We start from the raw sequence: 19,640 nt of genomic DNA on the forward strand, positions 1-19,640 counted from the left end.
GTTTGCCCCACATCCCGAAGACCATGACAATCCGCTCACTGCTTGCTGCAGCCATCCTGATCCCGCTCGGTGCCAATGCGCAGGACCGTGCCAAGACCCCCATCGAAGCTGCACGTGAAGCGCTGATGGCAAATGGTGTCCACCCGTCCTCCGTTGGGGAACTGCGCGTGGCCGATCACTACACGGATGCACGGAGCGGAGTTGCCCATACGTGGTTCCGGCAGCAGCATCTGGGCTTGGACATCTGGAATTCCGAAGTCGTGGTTCATCAAAAAGCGAACGGGGCCTTGGTCCATTCCTCGCACCGGATCGTACCCGTTGGGAACATCCTCCTTCGCTCCACCGCTCCGGGATTGACCCCTGAACAGGCGTTGACCACGGTGCTTCAACGCGACGGGGTGCGGATGACGGCCCCAAGGCATACCGCAACCGATGAAGTGCTCAAACGTTGGACGTTCGATGGTGCAGCGTTCAATGATCAGCCACCAACAGTGCAACTGATGCTCTGGCCCTATGACGGGTCGGCCGTGCTGGTCTGGAATGTGTCGTACTACATGCCCGATGCATCCCACTGGTGGAACGTGCGCATCGATGCGAACACGGGTGCAGAGCTTGATCGGAACGACTGGGTGGCGCAATGCCTGTTCGACCATGCACACGAGGGCGATGGTTGCCATACGGTCGCAGGTGGGAGCGGAGAAGCAGAGCGGGCCCCGGCGGCACCGAACGACTACAATGTTTACCCCATGCCGGTGGAAAGCCCCAACTACGGCAGTCGGGGTATTCGCAACGCGCCTTGGGCATTGGCACCCAATGCATCACCCTACGGCTGGCACGATACCGATGGCGCTGCTGGCGCTGAGCACACGATCACTAGAGGCAACAATGTGCACGCACAAGAGGATGCCAATGGCAACAACGGCACCGGTTTCGCACCCGATGGTGGGGCCAATTTGGACTTTGACTTCCCGATCGATCTCACCCAGGCACCGAGCACCTATCAAAGTGCGGCGATCATCAATCTGTTCTATTGGAACAACATCATCCACGATGTGTTCTACCAGTACGGCTTCGATGAAGTGAGCGGGAATTTCCAGAGCAATAACTACGGTAACGGTGGAGCGGGAAGCGACTGGGTACTGGCCGATGCACAGGATGGAAGTGGGACGAATAACGCCAACTTCGGAACGCCTCCCGACGGAAGCAATCCGCGCATGCAGATGTTCCTCTGGACCGCGCCGACCCCGGATCGCGATGGCGACTTCGATAACGGGATCATCACCCACGAGTACGGCCATGGCATCAGCAATCGGCTGGTTGGCGGACCGGGCAACACCAGTTGCCTCGGCAACGCGGAGCAGATGGGTGAAGGATGGAGCGACTACTTCGGGCTGATGCTCACCATGGAATCGGGTGACCTCGCCACTGATGCTCGGGGCATCGGCACCTACGCCTTGAACCAACCGCCCACGGGCGTTGGCATTCGACCAGCGCCATACAGCACCGACTTCGGCGTGAACGATTACACCTACGCGAGCACCAACAACACCGGTTTGAGCCAACCGCACGGTATCGGATTCGTGTGGTGCACCATGTTGTGGGAGATGACCTGGGAGCTGATCAATATCCATGGCTTCGACCCCGATATCTACAACGGCAACGGTGGCAACAACATCGCCCTGCAACTGGTGATCGATGGGTTGAAATTGACCCCTTGCAACCCCGGCTTTGTGCAAGCACGCGATGCCATTCTGGCCGCGGATGCAGCCAACAATGGTGGAGCCAATGCAACGGCCATCTGGGCCGCCTTCGCCCGGCGTGGTTTGGGTTCTGGGGCCGATCAGGGATCGAGCACCAGCCGGACGGACCAAACGGAGTCCTACAGCCTGCCCGTGAACAACAACATTGGGGTTGGCAGCATCCTGGCACCGGCAACAGGTGCCCGGTTCTCGTGCGATGCCCCGGTCTCCGTTCAGGTGGAACTCCGCAATAATGGCCTCTTGGCGCAAACCGGATTCCCCGTTAGTTATCGATTGGACGGTGGGGCGACGGTGACGGAGACGTTCACTGGTGTGCTGAGTTCGGGCGGTACGGCAGTGCACACGTTCGCCGGATCACTGGCCATCGGCGGTGTTGGCCCGCACGCTCTGGAAGCGTGGACCGGCCTGGTCGGTGACCAATATGCACCGGATGACCTACGCGCGAACACGATCACGGTGTCGGTGGATGCACCGTTGCCGTACAGTGAGGATGTGGAGGGCGGTCAGACCCTGCCAGCTGGTTGGTCCCTCACCAACGACGACGGCGGCATCACTTGGGAAGCCTTCAGTCTTACGAATGGACCATTGTGCACCCCGACCGTTGCATGGCGAGTGAACCATTACAGCTACGGGGGGAGCGGGCAGTTGGACATATTGCGTACGCCGCTCATCGACCTGACGAACTCGGCCGGGTCGAGGCTGAAATTCGACCATGCTTATGTGCAATACCCCGGTTACACCGATGGCCTCCGGGTAGAGGTGAGCGCGGATTGCGGAACCACATGGACGGTGGTGTATGACTCCTCCGGCGCAGATCTGGCCACGGCCGCCGCCACCACCAGTGTTTGGGTCCCTTCCAATTGTTCGGAATGGGAAGCGCACGATCTGGACATCAGCGCCTTCGATGGTGAAAAGGTGTTCGTCCGCTTCGTTTCCGTGAACGGGTTCGGCAACCAGTTCTACTTGGACAACGTCCGCGTGCAAAGCAGCCAGCTGCCGCTCCAGGTGAAAGCCTTCCTCCAAGGCCCGTACAGCCCCGGTACCGGACTGATGAACGACGACCTGCGCTTGGCGGGCTTGATACCGGGGACCGAACCGTACTCCGGCCTGGGTTTCCCTGCCGCGGGCGGTGGTGGTGAGAGCGTCGCCCCTGCCGTACTGGCCGCAACCGGCAATGATGCTCCCGTTGATTGGGTGCGCGTTGAGCTGCGACCTGGCGCGACACCGAACGTTGTCGCGTATGCGCAACAAGCCATCGTCCAGCGTGATGGTGACATTGTTTCATCATCCACTGGAGGTGCCTTGGGCTTCAGTGCACCCGCGGGAACCTATCACGTTGCAGTGCGCCACCGGAACCATTTGGGGGCAATGACCGCTTCGGCTGTTGCGATGAACGATGTTACCACCGTGGTCGATCTCTCATTGCCTGCAACGGTTGCATATGGCGTTGATGCGCGGAAAGCAGAAGGTGGTGTCATGCTTCTGTGGACGGGCAATGTCCAGCGCGATGCCCAACTGAAGTACACCGGGACCGACAACGACCGTGATCCCGTGCTCGTTGCCGTTGGAGGCACGCTGCCCACTAATACGATCAGCGGCTATCACCAGAGCGACGTTAACCTGGACGGTACGGTCAAGTACACGGGCGTTGCTAACGACCGCGATCCGATCCTTGTCAACATAGGTGGTACCGTGCCTACGAGCGTGAGGACCGAACAATTGCCCTGACGCATGGGAGTGCGTTGGTTGTTCGGTGCGTTGGTGGTGATCCACGGACTGTTCCCTTGCTCTGCCGCAGGCCAATCCGTCGAGGTTTTTGATCTGCAAGGAGGGTTTCTGCCGAGCAACACCGTCAGGGCCATCTGCCACGACAGTATTGGTGGTACTTGGGTCGGTACTGATTGGGGACTTTGCCACTTCGACGGCTCCGTTTGGGAAACGTTCCAAGCGGGCGGGTCAGGGCTTCCGGAGAACGACATCCGAGCGTTGGCCTGTGATAGTCTGGGCCGGATATGGGTCGGTTTGTTCACGCAGGGTGTGGTGATCAAGGACGGGAATAACTGGACCCAATACATGCCAGGGTCATCCGGCTTGCCCTCGGACCAGATCAGGAACATCGTGTTCGACCACGAACGCAAGGCGTGGATCTGCACCACCAATGGATTGGCGTGGACCGACCTGGTGGAGTGGAGGATCTACAATGACACGGATACGAGCTACAACAATCTGGAATTGCCGGGCGTGAACATCGCCGACATTGCCGTTCGTAACGACGGCCTCGTGTGCATTGGTACCTTGAACGCTGGTTTCGTGTACTTGACCGATACGTTGGTCCGTACGTACAATACCTTCAATGACCTTATTCCCGACAATACCGCGTTGGGCGTTGCGCTCGACAGCCAAGGCGAGCGTTGGACCGCGTGCCCGGCCGGTGCCTTGATGCGCTACACGGCCGGATACGATGACGCGCTGTTCTTCCAGTACAGCACCGTGTTCAGCAATATCCCCACCGATGCGTTGAACGATGTGGTGGTGGACGCTCTGGACCGCAAGATCATTGCGACACAGAACGTCGGATTGACCATCATGGAGCCTGACAATTCGACGTTCACGACCTACGGTACGGGCAATTCTGCTTGGCCTGACAATGAAGTATTGTGCGTGACCGTTTCGCCTGTTGGCGAGATATGGGCGGGCACGGGAAATGGCGGTGCTGTGCGGCTGACGGGCTGGAACAGTGTTTCAGCGGAACGCGTGACAGATGCCCATGTGCAGGTCTATCCGGTTCCCTTCGGCGCCGAACTCCATCTGTCCGCCCCCGGATCCGGCCTTGGTTCCCGTTGGGTCCTGCGCGACATCGCCGGGCGCGAGGTTGCTGGTGGGAAGCTGCTGTCGGATGACCAATGGCTCGAATTCGGGGTCCCGCTTTCGCCGGGACCCTATTCGCTGACGATCGTTGGTCCGGACCGGTCTGCTACCATTTTGGTGGTGCACAGTTGAGGCGTACGTCGAAACGCTTGACCCTGCACTAGTGCCCGGCTACATTTGGCCTCCTCCCTCAGGATCCAGAACAACAACGTATGCAGAAACACTACGCATTGCGCGCCTTGCTGGCATGCTTGGCCCCGTCTCTCGTGAACAGTGCAACAGCACAATGCACGACCTCCAATGCTACCAGCTGTGTTTGTGAAGTTGGTGGTCAGACGAACTGCGACCTGCTCCCGGACATCACGATCAGTTGGTCTGCCCTGCAGAACTATGCCGGTGGCCCTAACGAATACGCCCAGAACGATGCCTCCAACCCTGGACGCCTGCGCGTTACGGGTTCAACACCGAACATTGGACATGGAGCATTGAACGTTAGGGGTGTGGATGCCAATGGCAACAGGTGGTTCCTGTGTGGTACGGATACCTTTTCCATTAACGATCCCAACAGCACCCAGCAGTTCACGTGCCCCAACAACCAGACGGCAAAGCAGCTGATCCTTCAGCGTGTCTACCACAAGAACGGCAATGCGATGAGCTTCACGGAGCGCTTCGCGGGCACCATGACCTATCACCCGAGCCACGGCCACAACCACGTGGATGATTGGGCGACGTTCACGCTTCGGAGCCAAACGGCCGATCCCAACCCGCTGAACTGGCCGATCGTAGGTACCGGTGCCAAGGTCGGTTTCTGTTTGATGGACTACTACAGCTGCTCCAATGCCAGCGCTAACGGCCATTGTCGGACGTCACAGGAATACGGGGGGGGGACGAACCTGAACACCAACGCCCAGTTCCCCAACTACGGGCATGGTGGAGGCGGCTACAACTGCAGCCAAGTGAGCCAAGGCATTTCCGTTGGTTACACGGACGTGTATAGCGAAAGCCTTGACGGCATGTGGGTGAACATCCCGCCGGGCACCTGCAACGGCCAGTATTGGGTGGTCATGGAAGTGGACCCCAATGACAACTTCCTTGAAGAGGACGATAACAACAACTGGACGGCCGCCCCCGTGACCTTGGGCCTGCAAGTACCGGCGGGTGGCGATTTTGCCCAAGTGACAGCCGACGGTCCGACCACTTTCTGCCAAGGTGGTCAAGTGCAGTTGACCGCGACACTGGGCACAAGCTATTTGTGGAGCAATGGCGCGACGACACAGAGCATTGCGGTCTCGGACGACGGGAATTTCTCGTGCACCGTCACCGGTCAATGCGGAACCGATGCTTCACCGAACGCGGCGGTGAATGTCATCGAGACCCAGACGCCCATGGGCACTGGAGCCACGATCAATGGTCCGGGCAGTGCGACGTTACAGGCCACCGGGGCAGATGTGCATTGGTTCGATTCAGCAATTGGGGGAAATGAGGTGGGCACGGGAAACAGCTTCTTGACCCCGGTCATAAGCGCCACAACGACTTACCACGCCGAAAACCGGACAACAGAACAAGGTCTCAGTGGGTTCGTTGGCAAGACGGATAACGCTGGTGCCGGGGGCTACGGCAACTACGTTCAGTACCTTATCTTCGATGCATTCAAGCCGTTCCAGCTCAAGAGCGTTCAGGTATACGCCAACAGCACTGGCAACCGGACGTTCCAAGTGCTTGGTCAGGATGGGTCGTTGATCACGCAAACCACGGTCAACGTTCCATCTGGCGGTTCGCGCGTGACGCTCAACCTCAACGTACCCGCTGGCAACAACTTGCGCCTGACGGTTTCCAGTGCATTACAGAACATGTACCGGAACAGTGGTAGTGTTGCATACCCTTACAACATTGCGGGTTTGGTGAGCGTGAAGAACTCGAGCGCTGGCACGCAGTACTATTACTATTGCTACGACTGGGAAGTGGACGAGGGCGATCTGGTGTGCAACAGCGGCCGCACCGCCGTTACCGCCACGGTGAACAACGGAGTAGCCTTGGCCCCTATCGTGAAGCTGGAAGGTCCATTTGATGCGAATTCCGGCTTGATGCGCGATGATCTCCGTGCTGCTGGTTTGATCCCTTCCTCCGAGCCGTTCACCGCTCTCGGTTTCACCCATGTTGGTGGTGGGGGCGAAGTGCTCTCGCCGGCTTTGTTGAGCACCACAGGGGCAACAGCTATCGTCGACTGGGTGTTCGTTGAACTGCGCTCGGCTGTCGACCCCAGTAATGTTGTCGCCACACGTTCGGGTCTTGTGCGCCGGAATGGCAGCGTGATCGGCCCCGATGGTGGTGTCCTTCAGTTGCCGGTCGCAGGAGGCAACTATTACGTTGCGGTTCGTCATAGGAACCATTTGGGCTGTGTGACCTCTGATCCCGTTGCGCTCTCGTCCACTGCTGCGGTGGTGGACTTCAGCCTGGTAGGAACCAGCACCTGGGGCACCGAGGCGTGCAAGAACGTGAACGGCACCATGTTGCTGTGGATGGGCAATGCGCACCGCGATGGGGAGCATAGTTTGTTGAAATACACAGGCTCCGATAACGATCGTGACCCGATCTTGGCCGCCATCGGTGGTACCGTGCCAACGGCGACCATCTCAGGATACGTTTCAACTGACCATAACATGGACGGGGTGGTTAAGTACACTGGTTCTGATAACGACCGGGACCCTGTCCTTTCCAACGTAGGTGGTACTTTGCCCACGGCCACCAGAACAGAACAATTACCTTGACCACCCGAAACCGCAAACCATCACCCTCGATAACCCTGTACGACATGTTCCAACCTAAACTCAAGAGGCTCAAGAATGCCCTTCGTGCGGTGGGCCTCGCCGCTATCGGTCTGGCAGGCACAGTGGCCGCCCAGCCCGTCACGGACATCGACCTGGTCCCCAACCCCGCTGGGGACTCGTTGCGTGTTTACGTGCGCCCGAACGGTGCGTCCTTCGATCAGATTGTCAGCGGATTGACCTTCACGATCCGCTGGGAAGCGGCCTCGACCGCCACTCTCGGGACCACGCCGACGTTGAACTCTTCGCGCACCCAGTTCTGTGCTGCTGCGTTCTCCATCACTTCCTCACCTGATGGTGAGATCGACAATGGCGGCTTCACTTACCGTACGTACAATGCGTTCGGTGCTTCGGCCATAGCGGATGAATGCCCGCCAGGTTGGACAGCCGACGGCTGGAATTTGATCATGCGTGTGCGGGTGACCAATGTCAACCAATGCACGAATTTCCAGATCGTGTCAGACGGGTATACCGGGGCCAACAACAAGAACTTTTTCGTCTCGCTGAACGGCCAGGACGTGACCGGTATCATTGAGCCTACGGCGGCCCAATTGGGCTCCTGCAACGTTGACTGCAATGGTGTGGTAGGCGGTCCCGCAGTGCCCGGTACGGCTTGCAACGACAACGATGCATGCACGATCAATGATGTGTACACCGGAACCGCGCCGAATTGCGGTTGCGCTGGTACGTTCCAGGACTCTGACAGTGATGGCACTTGCGATGCCACGGATGGCTGCCCCAATGACCCCGGCAAGATCGCACCCGGCCAATGCGGCTGCGGAGTGGCGGATACGGATAGCGACAGCGACGGCACCGCGAACTGCAACGACGCTTGCCCGAACGACCCGAACAAGATCGCTCCTGGCATCTGCGGTTGCGGTGTCAGTGATGCGGACGGTGATGGTGATGGCACCCCGAACTGCAACGATGGTTGCCCCAACGACCCGAACAAGACCTCGCCTGGCGTGTGCGGTTGTGGTGTGGCTGACACGGACAGTGATGGTGACGGTACCCCGAACTGCAATGATGGTTGCCCGAACGATCCGAACAAGATCGCCCCTGGTATCTGCGGTTGTGGAGTGAGCGATGCCGATAGTGATGGTGACGGAACGGCCAACTGCAATGACGGCTGCCCCAACGACCCGAACAAAACGGCTCCCGGCCAGTGCGGCTGCGGTGCGGCTGATACGGATACCGACGGAGACGGAACAGCCAACTGCGTTGACCTCTGCCCGAACGACCCCAACAAGATCGCTCCTGGTGTTTGCGGCTGTGGTGTTGCCGATACGGATAGCGACAGTGATGGCACTGCCGATTGCAATGATGGCTGCCCCAACGACCCGAACAAAACCTCTCCCGGCCAGTGCGGTTGCGGCGTGGCGGACACCGATAGTGACGGTGATGGTACCGCGAACTGCAACGATGGATGCCCGAGCGACCCGAACAAGACCTCTCCTGGCATCTGTGGTTGTGGCGTGAGCGATGCCGACAGCGACGGTGACGGTACGGCCAACTGCAACGATGGATGCCCTAACGACCCGAACAAGGTCACCCCGGGCGCTTGCGGTTGTGGTGTTTCTGACGCGGACAGCGACAACGACGGCACTCCGGACTGTAACGACCTCTGCCCCAATGACGCGAACAAGACCGCACCTGGCACATGCGGCTGCGGCAATCTTGAGCCGGGCGCAAGCTGCGACGATGGTGACGGTCAAACCACGAATGACCAGATCCAAGCCAACTGCACCTGCGCTGGCAGCACGGTGGATTGTGATGACAACGATCCGTGCACGGCTGACAGCTTCAATGGTGTGGTCTGCGTGAACACCCCGTTGCCGGACAGCGATAGCGATGGTACTTGCGACCTCCTTGACGGTTGCCCGAACGACCCCAACAAGACTGACCCAGGTCAGTGCGGTTGCGGTGTTGCCGATACTGATAGTGACGGCGACGGGACTGCTGACTGCAACGATGGTTGCCCCAATGACCCGAACAAGGTTGCACCTGGCGTTTGCGGCTGTGGTGTGGCTGACACCGACACGGACAGCGACGGTACTGCAGACTGCAACGACGGATGCCCGAACGACCCGAACAAGACCTCACCAGGCATTTGCGGTTGCGGTATGGCCGATACGGACAGTGACAGCGACGGTACTGCTGACTGCAATGACGGATGCCCGAACGATCCCAACAAGACCTCACCTGGCCAGTGCGGATGCGGGGTTCCTGACACCGACAGCGACAGTGACGGTACGGCTGATTGCAACGACGACTGCCCGAACGACCCGAACAAAACGGCTCCTGGCATTTGCGGTTGCGGCGTGAGCGATGCGGATTCGGACAGTGACGGTACTGCCGATTGCAACGACGGCTGCCCGAACGATCCGAACAAAACAGCTCCCGGCCAATGTGGTTGCGGTGCTGCGGATACCGACACGGACAATGACGGTGTGGCGGATTGCAACGACAACTGCCCCAACGTGGCTGGTCAGCAAGGATCACCTTGCGACGATCTCGATCCGGACACGTTCGGTGACGTGCTCAATGCTAACTGCATCTGCGAGGGCGGTACGGTGGATTGCGACGACAATGATCCGTGCACGGCTGACAGCTTCAATGGTGTGAACTGCGTGAACACCCCGTTGCCCGACAGTGACAACGATGGTACTTGCGACCTCATCGACGGTTGCCCGAACGATCCCAACAAGATCGCACCGGGAATCTGCGGTTGCGGTGTGAGCGATGATGACACGGACAACGACGGCACGGTCGATTGCAATGATGGTTGCCCGAACGATCCGAACAAGATCGCCCCTGGGATCTGCGGCTGCGGCGTTGCCGACACCGACAGTGACAGTGATGGCACCGCGGACTGCAACGACGGTTGCCCGAACGACCCGAACAAGACCGCCCCTGGTATCTGTGGTTGCGGTGCAAGTGATGCTGACAATGACAACGACGGTGTTGCCGACTGCAACGATGTATGCCCGAACGGCCCTGAGCCGGGTACCCCTTGCGATGACCTTGACCCGGATACTCAAGGTGATGTGATCACTGCCAACTGCACTTGCGCAGGTGTGAACGTGAACTGCACGGAGGACCTGGTGCTCGCGGTTGCCCTGGACGCCTTCGGCAGTCAGACCACTTGGACCTTGTACGAAGCCGGCACCACGAACATTGTTGAGGCAGGCGGGCCTTACAGTGATGGAACACCGGGAGCCGTTGTGACCACGAACATCTGCGTGCCTGCGGGTTGCTACGACCTCGTTGTGGAGGATGCCTTCGGTGACGGTGTCGCCAACGGAGGTTACGTTCTCTCTGATGATCAGGGCCGTCGGATCATTGATGCGGATGGTGCTTTTGGTTCCTCCAGTTCCATTTCGATCACGGGTGGCGATTTCTGTGTGCCTGTTGGCCCCACCTTCGTGAAGCCCAACTGGTGCGACCGCACCGACTTTGTGCCGAGCAGTTGGATCTACGCCCAAGGCGTGGCCGGTGCTACGGGTTACCAGTTCTGGTTCTTCGATCCGCATGGCAGCTACAGCCGTACGATCCTGAAACCGACAACAGCCTGCCGTTTGAACAACCTGCAGACCAACCCGCTGCCGTTCGACTTGCCGCTCAACGTGCGCGTGCGGCCGTTGGTCAACGGGAACTTCCTGGCCTATGGTGCGGCATGCCGGATCATCGTGAACCAGCCGATCGGTGTGAACAACCTGAACACGGTGACGTTCACTACGGATGCTGAACCTGCCTTCAACATGTACCCCAACCCGAACCGCGAGAATGTCCTCTACCTCATGATCGAAGGGTTGAGCGACCAAGCGGCCAGCGCCGATGTGGCCATTTTCGATGCGGTCGGGAAACGGATCGTGTTCGAGCAAGTGCAAGTGGGCGGTGGCATGATGAACCACGCCATGAGCTTGGATGCCAACATGGGTGTAGGCATGTACTTCGTGCAGGTGAACGTCGATGGACGCTCGTTCACCAAGCGTCTGATGCGCCAGTAACCCTGAAGAGCCGTTTTCGGGAGGCCGGTCCGTAGTGGGCCGGCCTCTCGTCTTTTTTACCCTCCGTGCACGACGGCCAACCTGTTACCATTGCGTTGAAAGCCCCGATCACCATGAAGCCGTGCCCCTCGATCAGACACGTTCTGACCCTTTCCATCGTCGCGTTGTCGGTTGAGTGCTCGGCCCAACGGACGCCCTTCACCTACCAGGACATGCTGCTGTTGGACCGCATCAGCGGATTGGAGGTGGACCCCGCCGGGAACCGCGCGCTGTATGCCGTGCGAGGCACCGACATGGAGAAGAACCGCGGGGTGCGCTCGCTCTGGCTGAAAGACCTGGCCAACACGGACGCGCCCGCAGCGCGGCTGGCCGTGGGCGACAGTGGTGCCTTCGATGCTCAATGGAGCGCCGACGGCAAGAGCATCTATTTCCTGTGCGGGAAGAACAAGGAAGGAGTGGCGCAGCTCTATCGCACTGATGCATCCGGCAACCCCATGCAACAGCTCACACGACTTCCGCTGGACATCGGAGCATACCGCGTGACGAACGACGGCGCCGGTGCGGTGGTGTCCCTGGCCGTGTTCCCCGGCAATGGGGATGAAGTTGCGCGCACGGTAGAACGCAATGGCGTACGCGCCATGGGCAGCGGCAACTTGTACGACCGGGTATTCGTGCGCCACTGGGACACTTGGGCCGATGGCACGCGCAACCACCTCTTCCATGTGCGCTTCAGCGACGGTGCCATCACTGCCCTCACACCCGGCTTTGATGGCGACGTGCCCGGCAAGCCCTTTGGCGACAACGGCGACTTCCTCATCAGTCCCGATGGGAAGACAGTCTATTTCAGTGCGCGCGAGGCAGGACGCACTGAGCCATGGAGCACCAACTTCGATATCTACGGTGTTGCCGTCACTGGCGGGGCGCTGAAGAACCTCACGGCGACCAACGAAGCATGGGATGCGGCGCCACGGCTTTCCCCCGACGGCAAGACCCTTGCCTACAAAGCCATGAAGCGCACGGGTTTCGAGGCGGACAGGTTCGAGGTGCAATTGCTCGACCTGGCAACCGGCACCGTGCGCCCCGTTGCCACCAGTTGGGACCGCAGCGTGGAGCAGATGCAATGGAGCAATGACGGGAAGAGCCTTTACGTGACCGCTGATGACCAAGGTGCCCATCGTCTCTTCCGGATCGGCATCGATCCCAAGAAGTCCGGTGTTGTGCAGTTGTCCAAGAGCGGGCACATCGATGCGTTCCACGAGACCGGCAAGGGTTTCGTGTTCCTCAAGAGCGCGATGAACAGTCCAAGCCAGCTCTTTGCCGCGAAACCTGGTGCCGCGGTGGTGGACGAGGGTGCAATGAAGCTCACCACCGTGAACGCCGGTCTGGCCGACAAGGTTTTCGGTGCGTACGAGCAGTTCACCTTCCCCGGATGGAACAATGAGACGGTGCACGGCTATGTGGTGAACCCGTCGGACTACGTTGAGGGGAAAAGGTACCCAGTGGTGTTCCTGATCCACGGTGGTCCGCAAGGCAGTTTCGGCGACATGTGGAGCTACCGCTGGAATGCGCAGACCTATGCTGGTGCCGGATACGGTGTGGTGATGATCGACTTCCACGGCAGCACGGGATACGGCCAGGCGTTCTGCGATGCGATCAGCGAGCACTGGGGCGATCGTCCGCTGGAAGACCTGCAGAAGGGGTGGGCGCACGCGTTGAAAAGCTATCCGTTCCTTGACGGAGACCGGGCTGCAGCTCTCGGCGCGAGCTACGGTGGTTACATGGTGAACTGGATCGCGGGCCGCTGGAAGGAGCCCTGGAAGGCATTGGTGAGCCACTGCGGCGTGTTCGATTCGCGCAGCATGGGCTATAGCACGGAGGAGCTCTGGTTCAGCGATTGGGAGAACGGTGGCAGTTCGTTCAAGCATCCGGAGAAGGCGGACGTGTTCAATCCTGCGCTGTTCGTCAAGGATTGGAGCGTGCCCATGCTCGTCATCCACGGCGACCTCGACTTCCGTATCCCCATCACACAGGGTATCTCGGCGTTCACGGCACTGCAGGAGAAAGGCGTTCCCTCGCAGTTTCTGCGTTTTCCTGATGAGAACCACTGGGTGCTGAAGCCGCGCAACAGCATGCAGTGGCACAACACGGTGTTCGGCTGGTTGGATCAACACATCGGGGGAGGCCCTCGCTGAAGTCAGCCGAAGAGCGTCTTGTGGCCAACGTGCCCATGGATGTCGCGATCAAGTGCGCCGGCGCCGGCGATGACCGCCATCCGATCCTGCAGAACATCGGAACGGGCAACCACCCGTTGCTTAGGTAACCAGCAGGGGTTCCTTTGATGTGACTGGCGGTTGGGCCAGGAACGTTACGCCAGGATGTGAAGCGCATTGTGGGGGTGTACCAGAACCTCACGCCATGAAGACTCTCTTGATCTGTACCCTACTGTCCTCCAGCGCGCTCACAACGGGCCATGCGGCCATCGTCTTCCACGATCGCGCAGCCTGCACGACCGAACTGCCTGGCGGCGATCCGCGGATACAGCTCTGCGGCAAGCTCACCGGTGATGTGACCAGGACGGATCTCGACACCGCCGCTGAAGTGAAGCTCGTAAGCTGCGTATCGGGCGCGCGCATCACCACCCTGGCCGTGTGCATACGCAATTGCGAAGGCAAGACCGAAGCGCTCACCGCTGCGAACGGAACGCTCACCCCGGCCATGAAAAAGATGATCGTCAACCTGCCGAAAGGAACACCCTTCGTCGTGCGCGTTTCGGTGAAGGACGAAAAAGGCCGCGACTGGCAGGTGCCTGACGCGGCCTTCGTTTGGAAGGGCTAGATCTCAACGAACGGCGAACCGGGCTTGGCGCGTTGTGCCGTTGGCGGCGCGTTCCTGCAAGATGTAGAGAGCCTGGGGCAGGTGGCCGACCACAACTTGTTCGGAGGTGGTAACAACACGCTGCGCGTGCACTAAGCGACCGTCCGTTGAGAGGATCCGCAAGGTGCTTCCCACCTGCGCCCCGTTCACACGGAGCACGTCCTCGGTGGGGTTGGGGAACAGCTGAAGCGCAGACGGCTCGGATCGACTGGCAATAGCCATACCGGTTGCCACAAAAAGCTCGCTCGTGTTGGTGCGCACTGGTGCGTTGAAGTCGAAGAAGATGTCGGCCGCGTTCGCCAGCACCAAGCCGGGCATCACCGGTGGCGTAGGCCTTATGCGGAAGCCCACTGCTCCGTGGCTCCGTGGTTCGTTGGTGTTACTGTCCGGCAGCAGGATGTTGTTGAAGGTCCATTCCACCACGCGGCCCGGCTTGAAAGCCACGCTGAAGGGTTGGCTGGCTGCGCCCTGCTGGAAAGTGGACTGGTCGAGCTCCAGCGGAAGTGTGTCAACGACCACAACGGTGAACGCAGTGTCGGTACCGGTGTTCTGGAAGCGGATGACGTAATCGATGTACTCGTCCTGGTTGATGTAGTATTCGGAGCTGCTGAGGCCACTGCTGGTGAAGGCGGTCTTGTCGTTCGGGTCGTAGCTGCCGGTAACCCCGGTGAGCGTGCTCGCCTGGTCGTTTGATGCGTCCAGATCCGCCGGTGCTGTGGAAACGGACCATTGGTGAAGGATGCTTGTGCCGAGCGGTGTTCCGACTGGGATCAGTGTTAGCGCGTTGAAATTGGTTTGGGCAAAAGCTGCCACCGTGGGCACTACCCACAGCACGGTATTCCCGTTGACCGTTGTTGGTATCGGCGAAGCCTGCGAGAAGCTGGTTTGTGCATCCAATACACACGTTACCGTGACCGGCCCACTGTTCGTTGGAGTGTTGCTGAATACCGTTGAGAACGTGCTGTGCAAAAATCCGGGGCGCGCAAAGAAGCTGCCCGCGCTGATGGAGAGATCCACCGAGGAGCCCCAAACCGTGGTGTCGGCCAGGTCGATCGTTGCGCTGTCGCCGTTCAAGGTAAAGGGCACGGGTTGCGGCAATGGACAAATGGGATAGAGACCTGGGTCCAGTTGTTCCAAGGTGTAGCTGCCGGGTGGAAGACTTTCCAGGAAGCGGCCGTCCATGCTGGAGATCACCAGCTCGTTCACAGGGTTCACGCGCATGATGCGATACGGTATGCCCACATCCCCAGCATCCTGCAAGCAGTTCCCGTTCACATCGTTGAACACGGTGCCGTCCACTTGTCCGCAGCCAGGACCTGTTGCTGGAATGGTGACGGACAACCACTGATCGCAACCGGACACGCAGTAGCGCACACCGATATCGTACACACCGGGTCCCAGACCACCGATCTCGGCGGTGAACATGTTCTGGCCCGTGCTGAACAGGAGCACACCGTTCTGGTACACATCGAAGTAGGCGCACCAGCCCGGCATTGAGATATGGACCATTCCATTGTCCAAGAGGCAGTCTGCGGCATCCACGGAATCGATCCGCGCGAAACTGGTGCTGTCCATTTGGATGATGGACCCGGTGCTTGCGAACGATGAGCAACCGTTCGCATCGAACGCCTGGAAAGTGTAGGTGCCATTACCGCAGAAGCCGTAGAAGATGGGGTCGCCTTGCACCGATATGCCGGTCTGTACGATGTTCGGATCGTCCCACTCGAACGCGTAGGGCGGCGTGCCATAGAAACCGACCTGTGTGGCGGCGCCGGCGCCATTGCACACGCCCTCACAGGGCACCCCGAAGCCGGTGGTGAACATGGAACCTGCATGGTTGAGACCGGAAAACGCGCCGATGTCGTTCACGTTCTGGACGGTCGCGTCCTGCGAGAGCACGGTGCCCAGGTCATCCGTAACCGTGAGGGTGTACACACCCGCGTTCAATCCCCAGATGGAATCGGTGGTAGCACTGTTGCTCCAGAGGTAGGTGTAGGGTGGTGTGCCACCGCCCACGACGGCTTGCACTGATCCGTTGCTGTTGGAGCAGGTCTCGTAGTGCGTGTTGAAACCGACGGTCAGTGGCTGCGCAAAGGCATGGACCGATAACCAAAGTGCAGGAAGCGCGAGTGTCCTCATGGGGTGGGGTGCTGTGAAGATGACGCAAGTTCCACGGAAGGTGGCCTGCGGACTAGGATGTTTTTCCAGCCCCGGTGTTGGGTTCGGGCCGCAAGTCTTCCACGAAGTACATGTGCACCTCGCCCTTGCCCTTGACCTTCACCGGGCCGCGCGGGGTGCAGCGCATATGGTCCATGATAAGCGCGTAGGTGGCGCCGCTGCAATTCACTTTTCCCGGCTCACCGGTGCTTTCCATGCGGCTGGCCAGGTTCACTGTGCCGCCCCAGATATCGTAGGCGAACTTCTTCTCGCCCACCACGCCGGCGGTGAGCGGCCCACTGTGAAGGCCAATGCGGATAGGCCAGGCTTCCTGTCCTTCGTTGGCTCGTTCTGCGTTGATGCGCTTCACCTCTTCGAGCATCGCCAGCGCCATACGAGCGGCATTGAGCGCATGCTCAGGGTCGTCGTTCGGAACGCCGGCCACGCACATGTAGGCGTCGCCGATGGTCTTGATCTTCTCCATGCGGTGCGCATCGCATAGCCGGTCGAACGCGCGGAAGAAACGGTCCAGTTCCGCTACGAGCTTGGCGCTCGGCATCCCTTCGCTGAAGCTGGTGAACCCCTTGAAGTCGCTGAAAAGCACGGTGCAATGCTCGTAGTGGTGTGCGGCGGCGTTGCCGTGCTCCTTCAGTTCGGCGGCCGTGCTGGCAGGCAGGATGTTGAGCAATAGATCATCGCTGCGCTTTTTCTCCTGCGCCAATTCCCGCGTGCGCTCGTCCACCATGGCCTCGAGCTGCGCTGCCGCACGGCGCAGGCGGCGAGTGCGCAGCTGCACGAACCCATAGAGCAGGATGCCGAGAGAACCGCCCGAAATGGAAAGGAAGCCTGCCGTGCGCCATGACGGCGGAGCAATGGTGAACGTGAACGCGATCGGCTGTTCGTTCCAGACACCGCTGCCGTTGCGCGCGATCACCTTGAAGGTGTAACTGCCTGGCGCGAGATTGCTGTATACCACGCGCCGTTCGGCCGTTACATCGCTCCAGCCCGGGTCATGCCCTTCCAAGTAGTACTGGTAGCGCACGGCTTCAGGCTCGGCCAGTGAAAGACCGACGAAAGCGAACGTGAGATGATTGCGGTTGTGGGGCAGCTGAAGGTCTTTCGGCAGGCCTTGCGCATCCAGGCCACTGCTCCACGGCGACCAGTCGGGCACCTCATGGTCCAGCAGCACTTGTGTGATACGCGTGTGCGGTGCCGTTGCGATCGTTGTCGCCCGCTCAGGATCGAACCGCGTTGCGCCGTTCACCGTGCCGAACCAGAGTGTCCCATCGATGTCGAGGAAGCACGCGTTGCGGAAGGCTTCCTGGCCGATGAAGCCATCGGCCGTGCCGAAGTGGTCCACGTTGAGCAGGCGTTCTTGCAGCACGTCCAGTTCAAGCCGGTCGAAGCCGCGCGCGGTGCCCGCCCACACGTTCTCGTCCGCATCGAGCAGCACTTGCACCACCCGGTCGCTGCTCAGTCCGTGGGCCGTGGTGAAGCGCGTGCTCTTCGCTCCGTTGAAGCGCCACAGCCCTTGCCCATCGGTGCCCGCCCAGATGTTCCCCGAGCCGTCGCGCACAAGAGCGGTTACTTGCACGTTCGCGGGAAGGTCAACGTCACGATCGCGGTACGCAACGGGGTTTCCGTCCATCAAGTAGGCCAGTCCGTCCTCGGTTGCGATCCACGTCCGATGGCCATCGGGCAACACATCAATGGCTGCTTCGGCATGGTCGCCGAACCTGCTCAGCGGTGAGCCGCGCTCTGAACGGAAAACGCCAGACTCGGTAGCGACCCACAGGGTGCTGTCCATAGACCGAACGGTATTGATGTGTGCCGGACCGAGCGTTCCAGCCCAGGTCGGCGACCGTAAGGATGCCCCGGTCCATTCCAACAAGCCATGGCCCGCAGTACCTACAAGCAGTGTCGAATCGGGGGAAAGGGCAAGGCACGTGATGTAGGCATCGCGCAGGCCGTCGTGCTCCCCGAACCAGCGCAAGCCTGATTGGTCCCAGCGGGTGAGCCCGCCACCACTGGTCCCGATCCACAATGCGCCATCAGGGGTGCGCAAAATGGCGCTCACGGTCCGCGCGCCAAGGCCGTCCCGCTCGGTGAAGTTGATGCAAGCGTCGTGGGTGAAGCGGGCCAGGCCACCGAACGCGGTGCCCATCCAGATGGCACCACTACGGTCCTGGAGCATGCACAGCACATCGCTATGGCCGAGGCCGTTGCCTGCGTGGAGGTGCAGCGGTCCATCAGGGCCGTTGCGATACGCCCCGTCAGTCCTGCCTGTCCATGTGTTTCCGCGTTGGTCCACGAGTCCGCATTGGGCAGTGGGGTCGGCGCCGGGGTTGTTGCACACGATACGGTAGGTGCTGTCGCGCGGGTCGAGGGCGGCGCGTGTTTCCGGTGGTGGGGCGCCATGCTTTCGTGTCCACAGCTCGAAGTCCTTGCCGTCGCTACGGCAAAGCCCGCCCAAGGTCTGCACCCACAGGTGGCCGAGGCTATCCTCGGCCAGGGCATCCACCGTGGCACTGGGCAGCCCGTGCTCGGCCCCGAAGACCTTCACATTGAACTGCTGGGCAAGGAGCGCCCCATGCCAAAGCACCAGGATGGCGGCGGCCAAGCGGTGCGTGGTGGGCATGGGGGCAAGGTATCCCTGGTGCGTGCAAGGCCTGCCGGAAAAAACCTTCAACAAGTGAACGATCCGGCAAAGGCGGCTTTACATTCGGAGTGCCTAACGCCGGAGGCTCCCCCGGCGGACCAAAACCCCAAACCCATGAACATCACCTTCAACGAACTGCGCCGCATCAAGGACCGCTTACCGGACGGCAGCATCCATCGCATCGCGAGCGAGCTGGACATGAACGTGGAGACCGTGTGGAACTACTTCGGTGGGTACAGCCACAAGGAAGGGCGCAGCATGGGCGTGCATCTGGAGGGTGGACCTGACGGCGGCATTGTGGCGTTGGACGATACACGCATCCTGGACCTGGCCAATCAGATCCTGGAAGAACCGCGCAACTGAGCGCGTTCGAGGATCGGTGCGTGGGCACTGATCGGATGGTGCCGGCAACGGCAGGGAAAGAGGTCGAGCAACATCGGCCTCTTTTCTTTTTCACCTCTCCCTGCCCTCTCCAAAGGAGAGGGTG

At 60.2% G+C, this 19,640-nt stretch carries 9 protein-coding genes; 7 read left to right on the top strand and 2 right to left on the bottom strand.

Annotated elements, in window-relative coordinates; genetic code table 11:
• Positions 1-23: 23 nt before the first annotated feature.
• The 6 genes from IPJ76_14480 (at position 24) to IPJ76_14505 (ending at position 14,298) form a co-directional block, all read left to right on the top strand.
• Entirely contained in the window at positions 24-3,488 is a 3,465-nt protein-coding gene (locus IPJ76_14480; protein QQR85798.1) for a M36 family metallopeptidase, read from the top strand.
• A gap of 3 nt (positions 3,489-3,491) precedes the next feature.
• Positions 3,492-4,760, top strand: coding sequence for a hypothetical protein (locus IPJ76_14485; protein ID QQR85799.1), 1,269 nt, complete (start codon positions 3,492-3,494; stop codon positions 4,758-4,760).
• A gap of 80 nt (positions 4,761-4,840) precedes the next feature.
• Positions 4,841-7,396 carry a hypothetical protein gene (locus IPJ76_14490; GenBank protein ID QQR85800.1) on the top strand — a complete coding sequence of 852 codons (2,556 nt, stop codon included), beginning with the start codon at positions 4,841-4,843 and terminating at the stop codon, positions 7,394-7,396.
• A 44-nt stretch (positions 7,397-7,440) separates the two neighbouring features.
• Positions 7,441-11,463, top strand: a complete 4,023-nt coding sequence (locus IPJ76_14495) for a thrombospondin type 3 repeat-containing protein (protein ID QQR85801.1) — start codon at positions 7,441-7,443, stop codon at positions 11,461-11,463.
• Between the two features lie 113 nt (positions 11,464-11,576).
• Positions 11,577-13,655, top strand: coding sequence for a S9 family peptidase (locus tag IPJ76_14500; GenBank protein QQR88474.1), 2,079 nt, complete (start codon positions 11,577-11,579; stop codon positions 13,653-13,655).
• Between the two features lie 223 nt (positions 13,656-13,878).
• Positions 13,879-14,298 (top strand): hypothetical protein, encoded by a 420-nt coding sequence (locus tag IPJ76_14505; GenBank protein QQR85802.1) that lies wholly within the window; start codon positions 13,879-13,881, stop codon positions 14,296-14,298.
• A gap of 3 nt (positions 14,299-14,301) precedes the next feature.
• Here the strand turns inward: IPJ76_14505 and IPJ76_14510 are convergent, their stop codons facing one another.
• Both IPJ76_14510 and IPJ76_14515 read right to left on the bottom strand, forming a co-directional pair.
• Positions 14,302-16,476, bottom strand: coding sequence for a T9SS type A sorting domain-containing protein (locus tag IPJ76_14510; GenBank protein ID QQR85803.1), 2,175 nt, complete (start codon positions 16,474-16,476; stop codon positions 14,302-14,304).
• Between the two features lie 52 nt (positions 16,477-16,528).
• Positions 16,529-19,132: a hypothetical protein gene (locus IPJ76_14515; GenBank protein ID QQR85804.1), complete on the bottom strand. Its 2,604-nt coding sequence runs from the start codon at positions 19,130-19,132 to the stop codon at positions 16,529-16,531.
• Between the two features lie 135 nt (positions 19,133-19,267).
• On the opposite strand from IPJ76_14515, the gene IPJ76_14520 reads away from it, so the two are divergent.
• Positions 19,268-19,516, top strand: coding sequence for a DNA-binding protein (locus IPJ76_14520; protein QQR85805.1), 249 nt, complete (start codon positions 19,268-19,270; stop codon positions 19,514-19,516).
• The last annotated feature ends 124 nt before the right edge of the window (positions 19,517-19,640 follow it).

The organism is Flavobacteriales bacterium (genome assembly GCA_016699575.1).
Classification (GTDB): domain Bacteria; phylum Bacteroidota; class Bacteroidia; order Flavobacteriales_F; family PHOS-HE28; genus PHOS-HE28.

Coding starts and splice junctions, on each gene's coding strand:
- IPJ76_14480 (QQR85798.1), top strand. CDS start 24: ATGACAATCCGCTCACTGCTTGCTGCAGCCATCCTGATCCCGCTCGGT.
- IPJ76_14485 (QQR85799.1), top strand. CDS start 3,492: ATGGGAGTGCGTTGGTTGTTCGGTGCGTTGGTGGTGATCCACGGACTG.
- IPJ76_14490 (QQR85800.1), top strand. CDS start 4,841: ATGCAGAAACACTACGCATTGCGCGCCTTGCTGGCATGCTTGGCCCCG.
- IPJ76_14495 (QQR85801.1), top strand. CDS start 7,441: ATGTTCCAACCTAAACTCAAGAGGCTCAAGAATGCCCTTCGTGCGGTG.
- IPJ76_14500 (QQR88474.1), top strand. CDS start 11,577: ATGAAGCCGTGCCCCTCGATCAGACACGTTCTGACCCTTTCCATCGTC.
- IPJ76_14505 (QQR85802.1), top strand. CDS start 13,879: ATGAAGACTCTCTTGATCTGTACCCTACTGTCCTCCAGCGCGCTCACA.
- IPJ76_14510 (QQR85803.1), bottom strand. CDS start 16,476: ATGAGGACACTCGCGCTTCCTGCACTTTGGTTATCGGTCCATGCCTTT.
- IPJ76_14515 (QQR85804.1), bottom strand. CDS start 19,132: ATGCCCACCACGCACCGCTTGGCCGCCGCCATCCTGGTGCTTTGGCAT.
- IPJ76_14520 (QQR85805.1), top strand. CDS start 19,268: ATGAACATCACCTTCAACGAACTGCGCCGCATCAAGGACCGCTTACCG.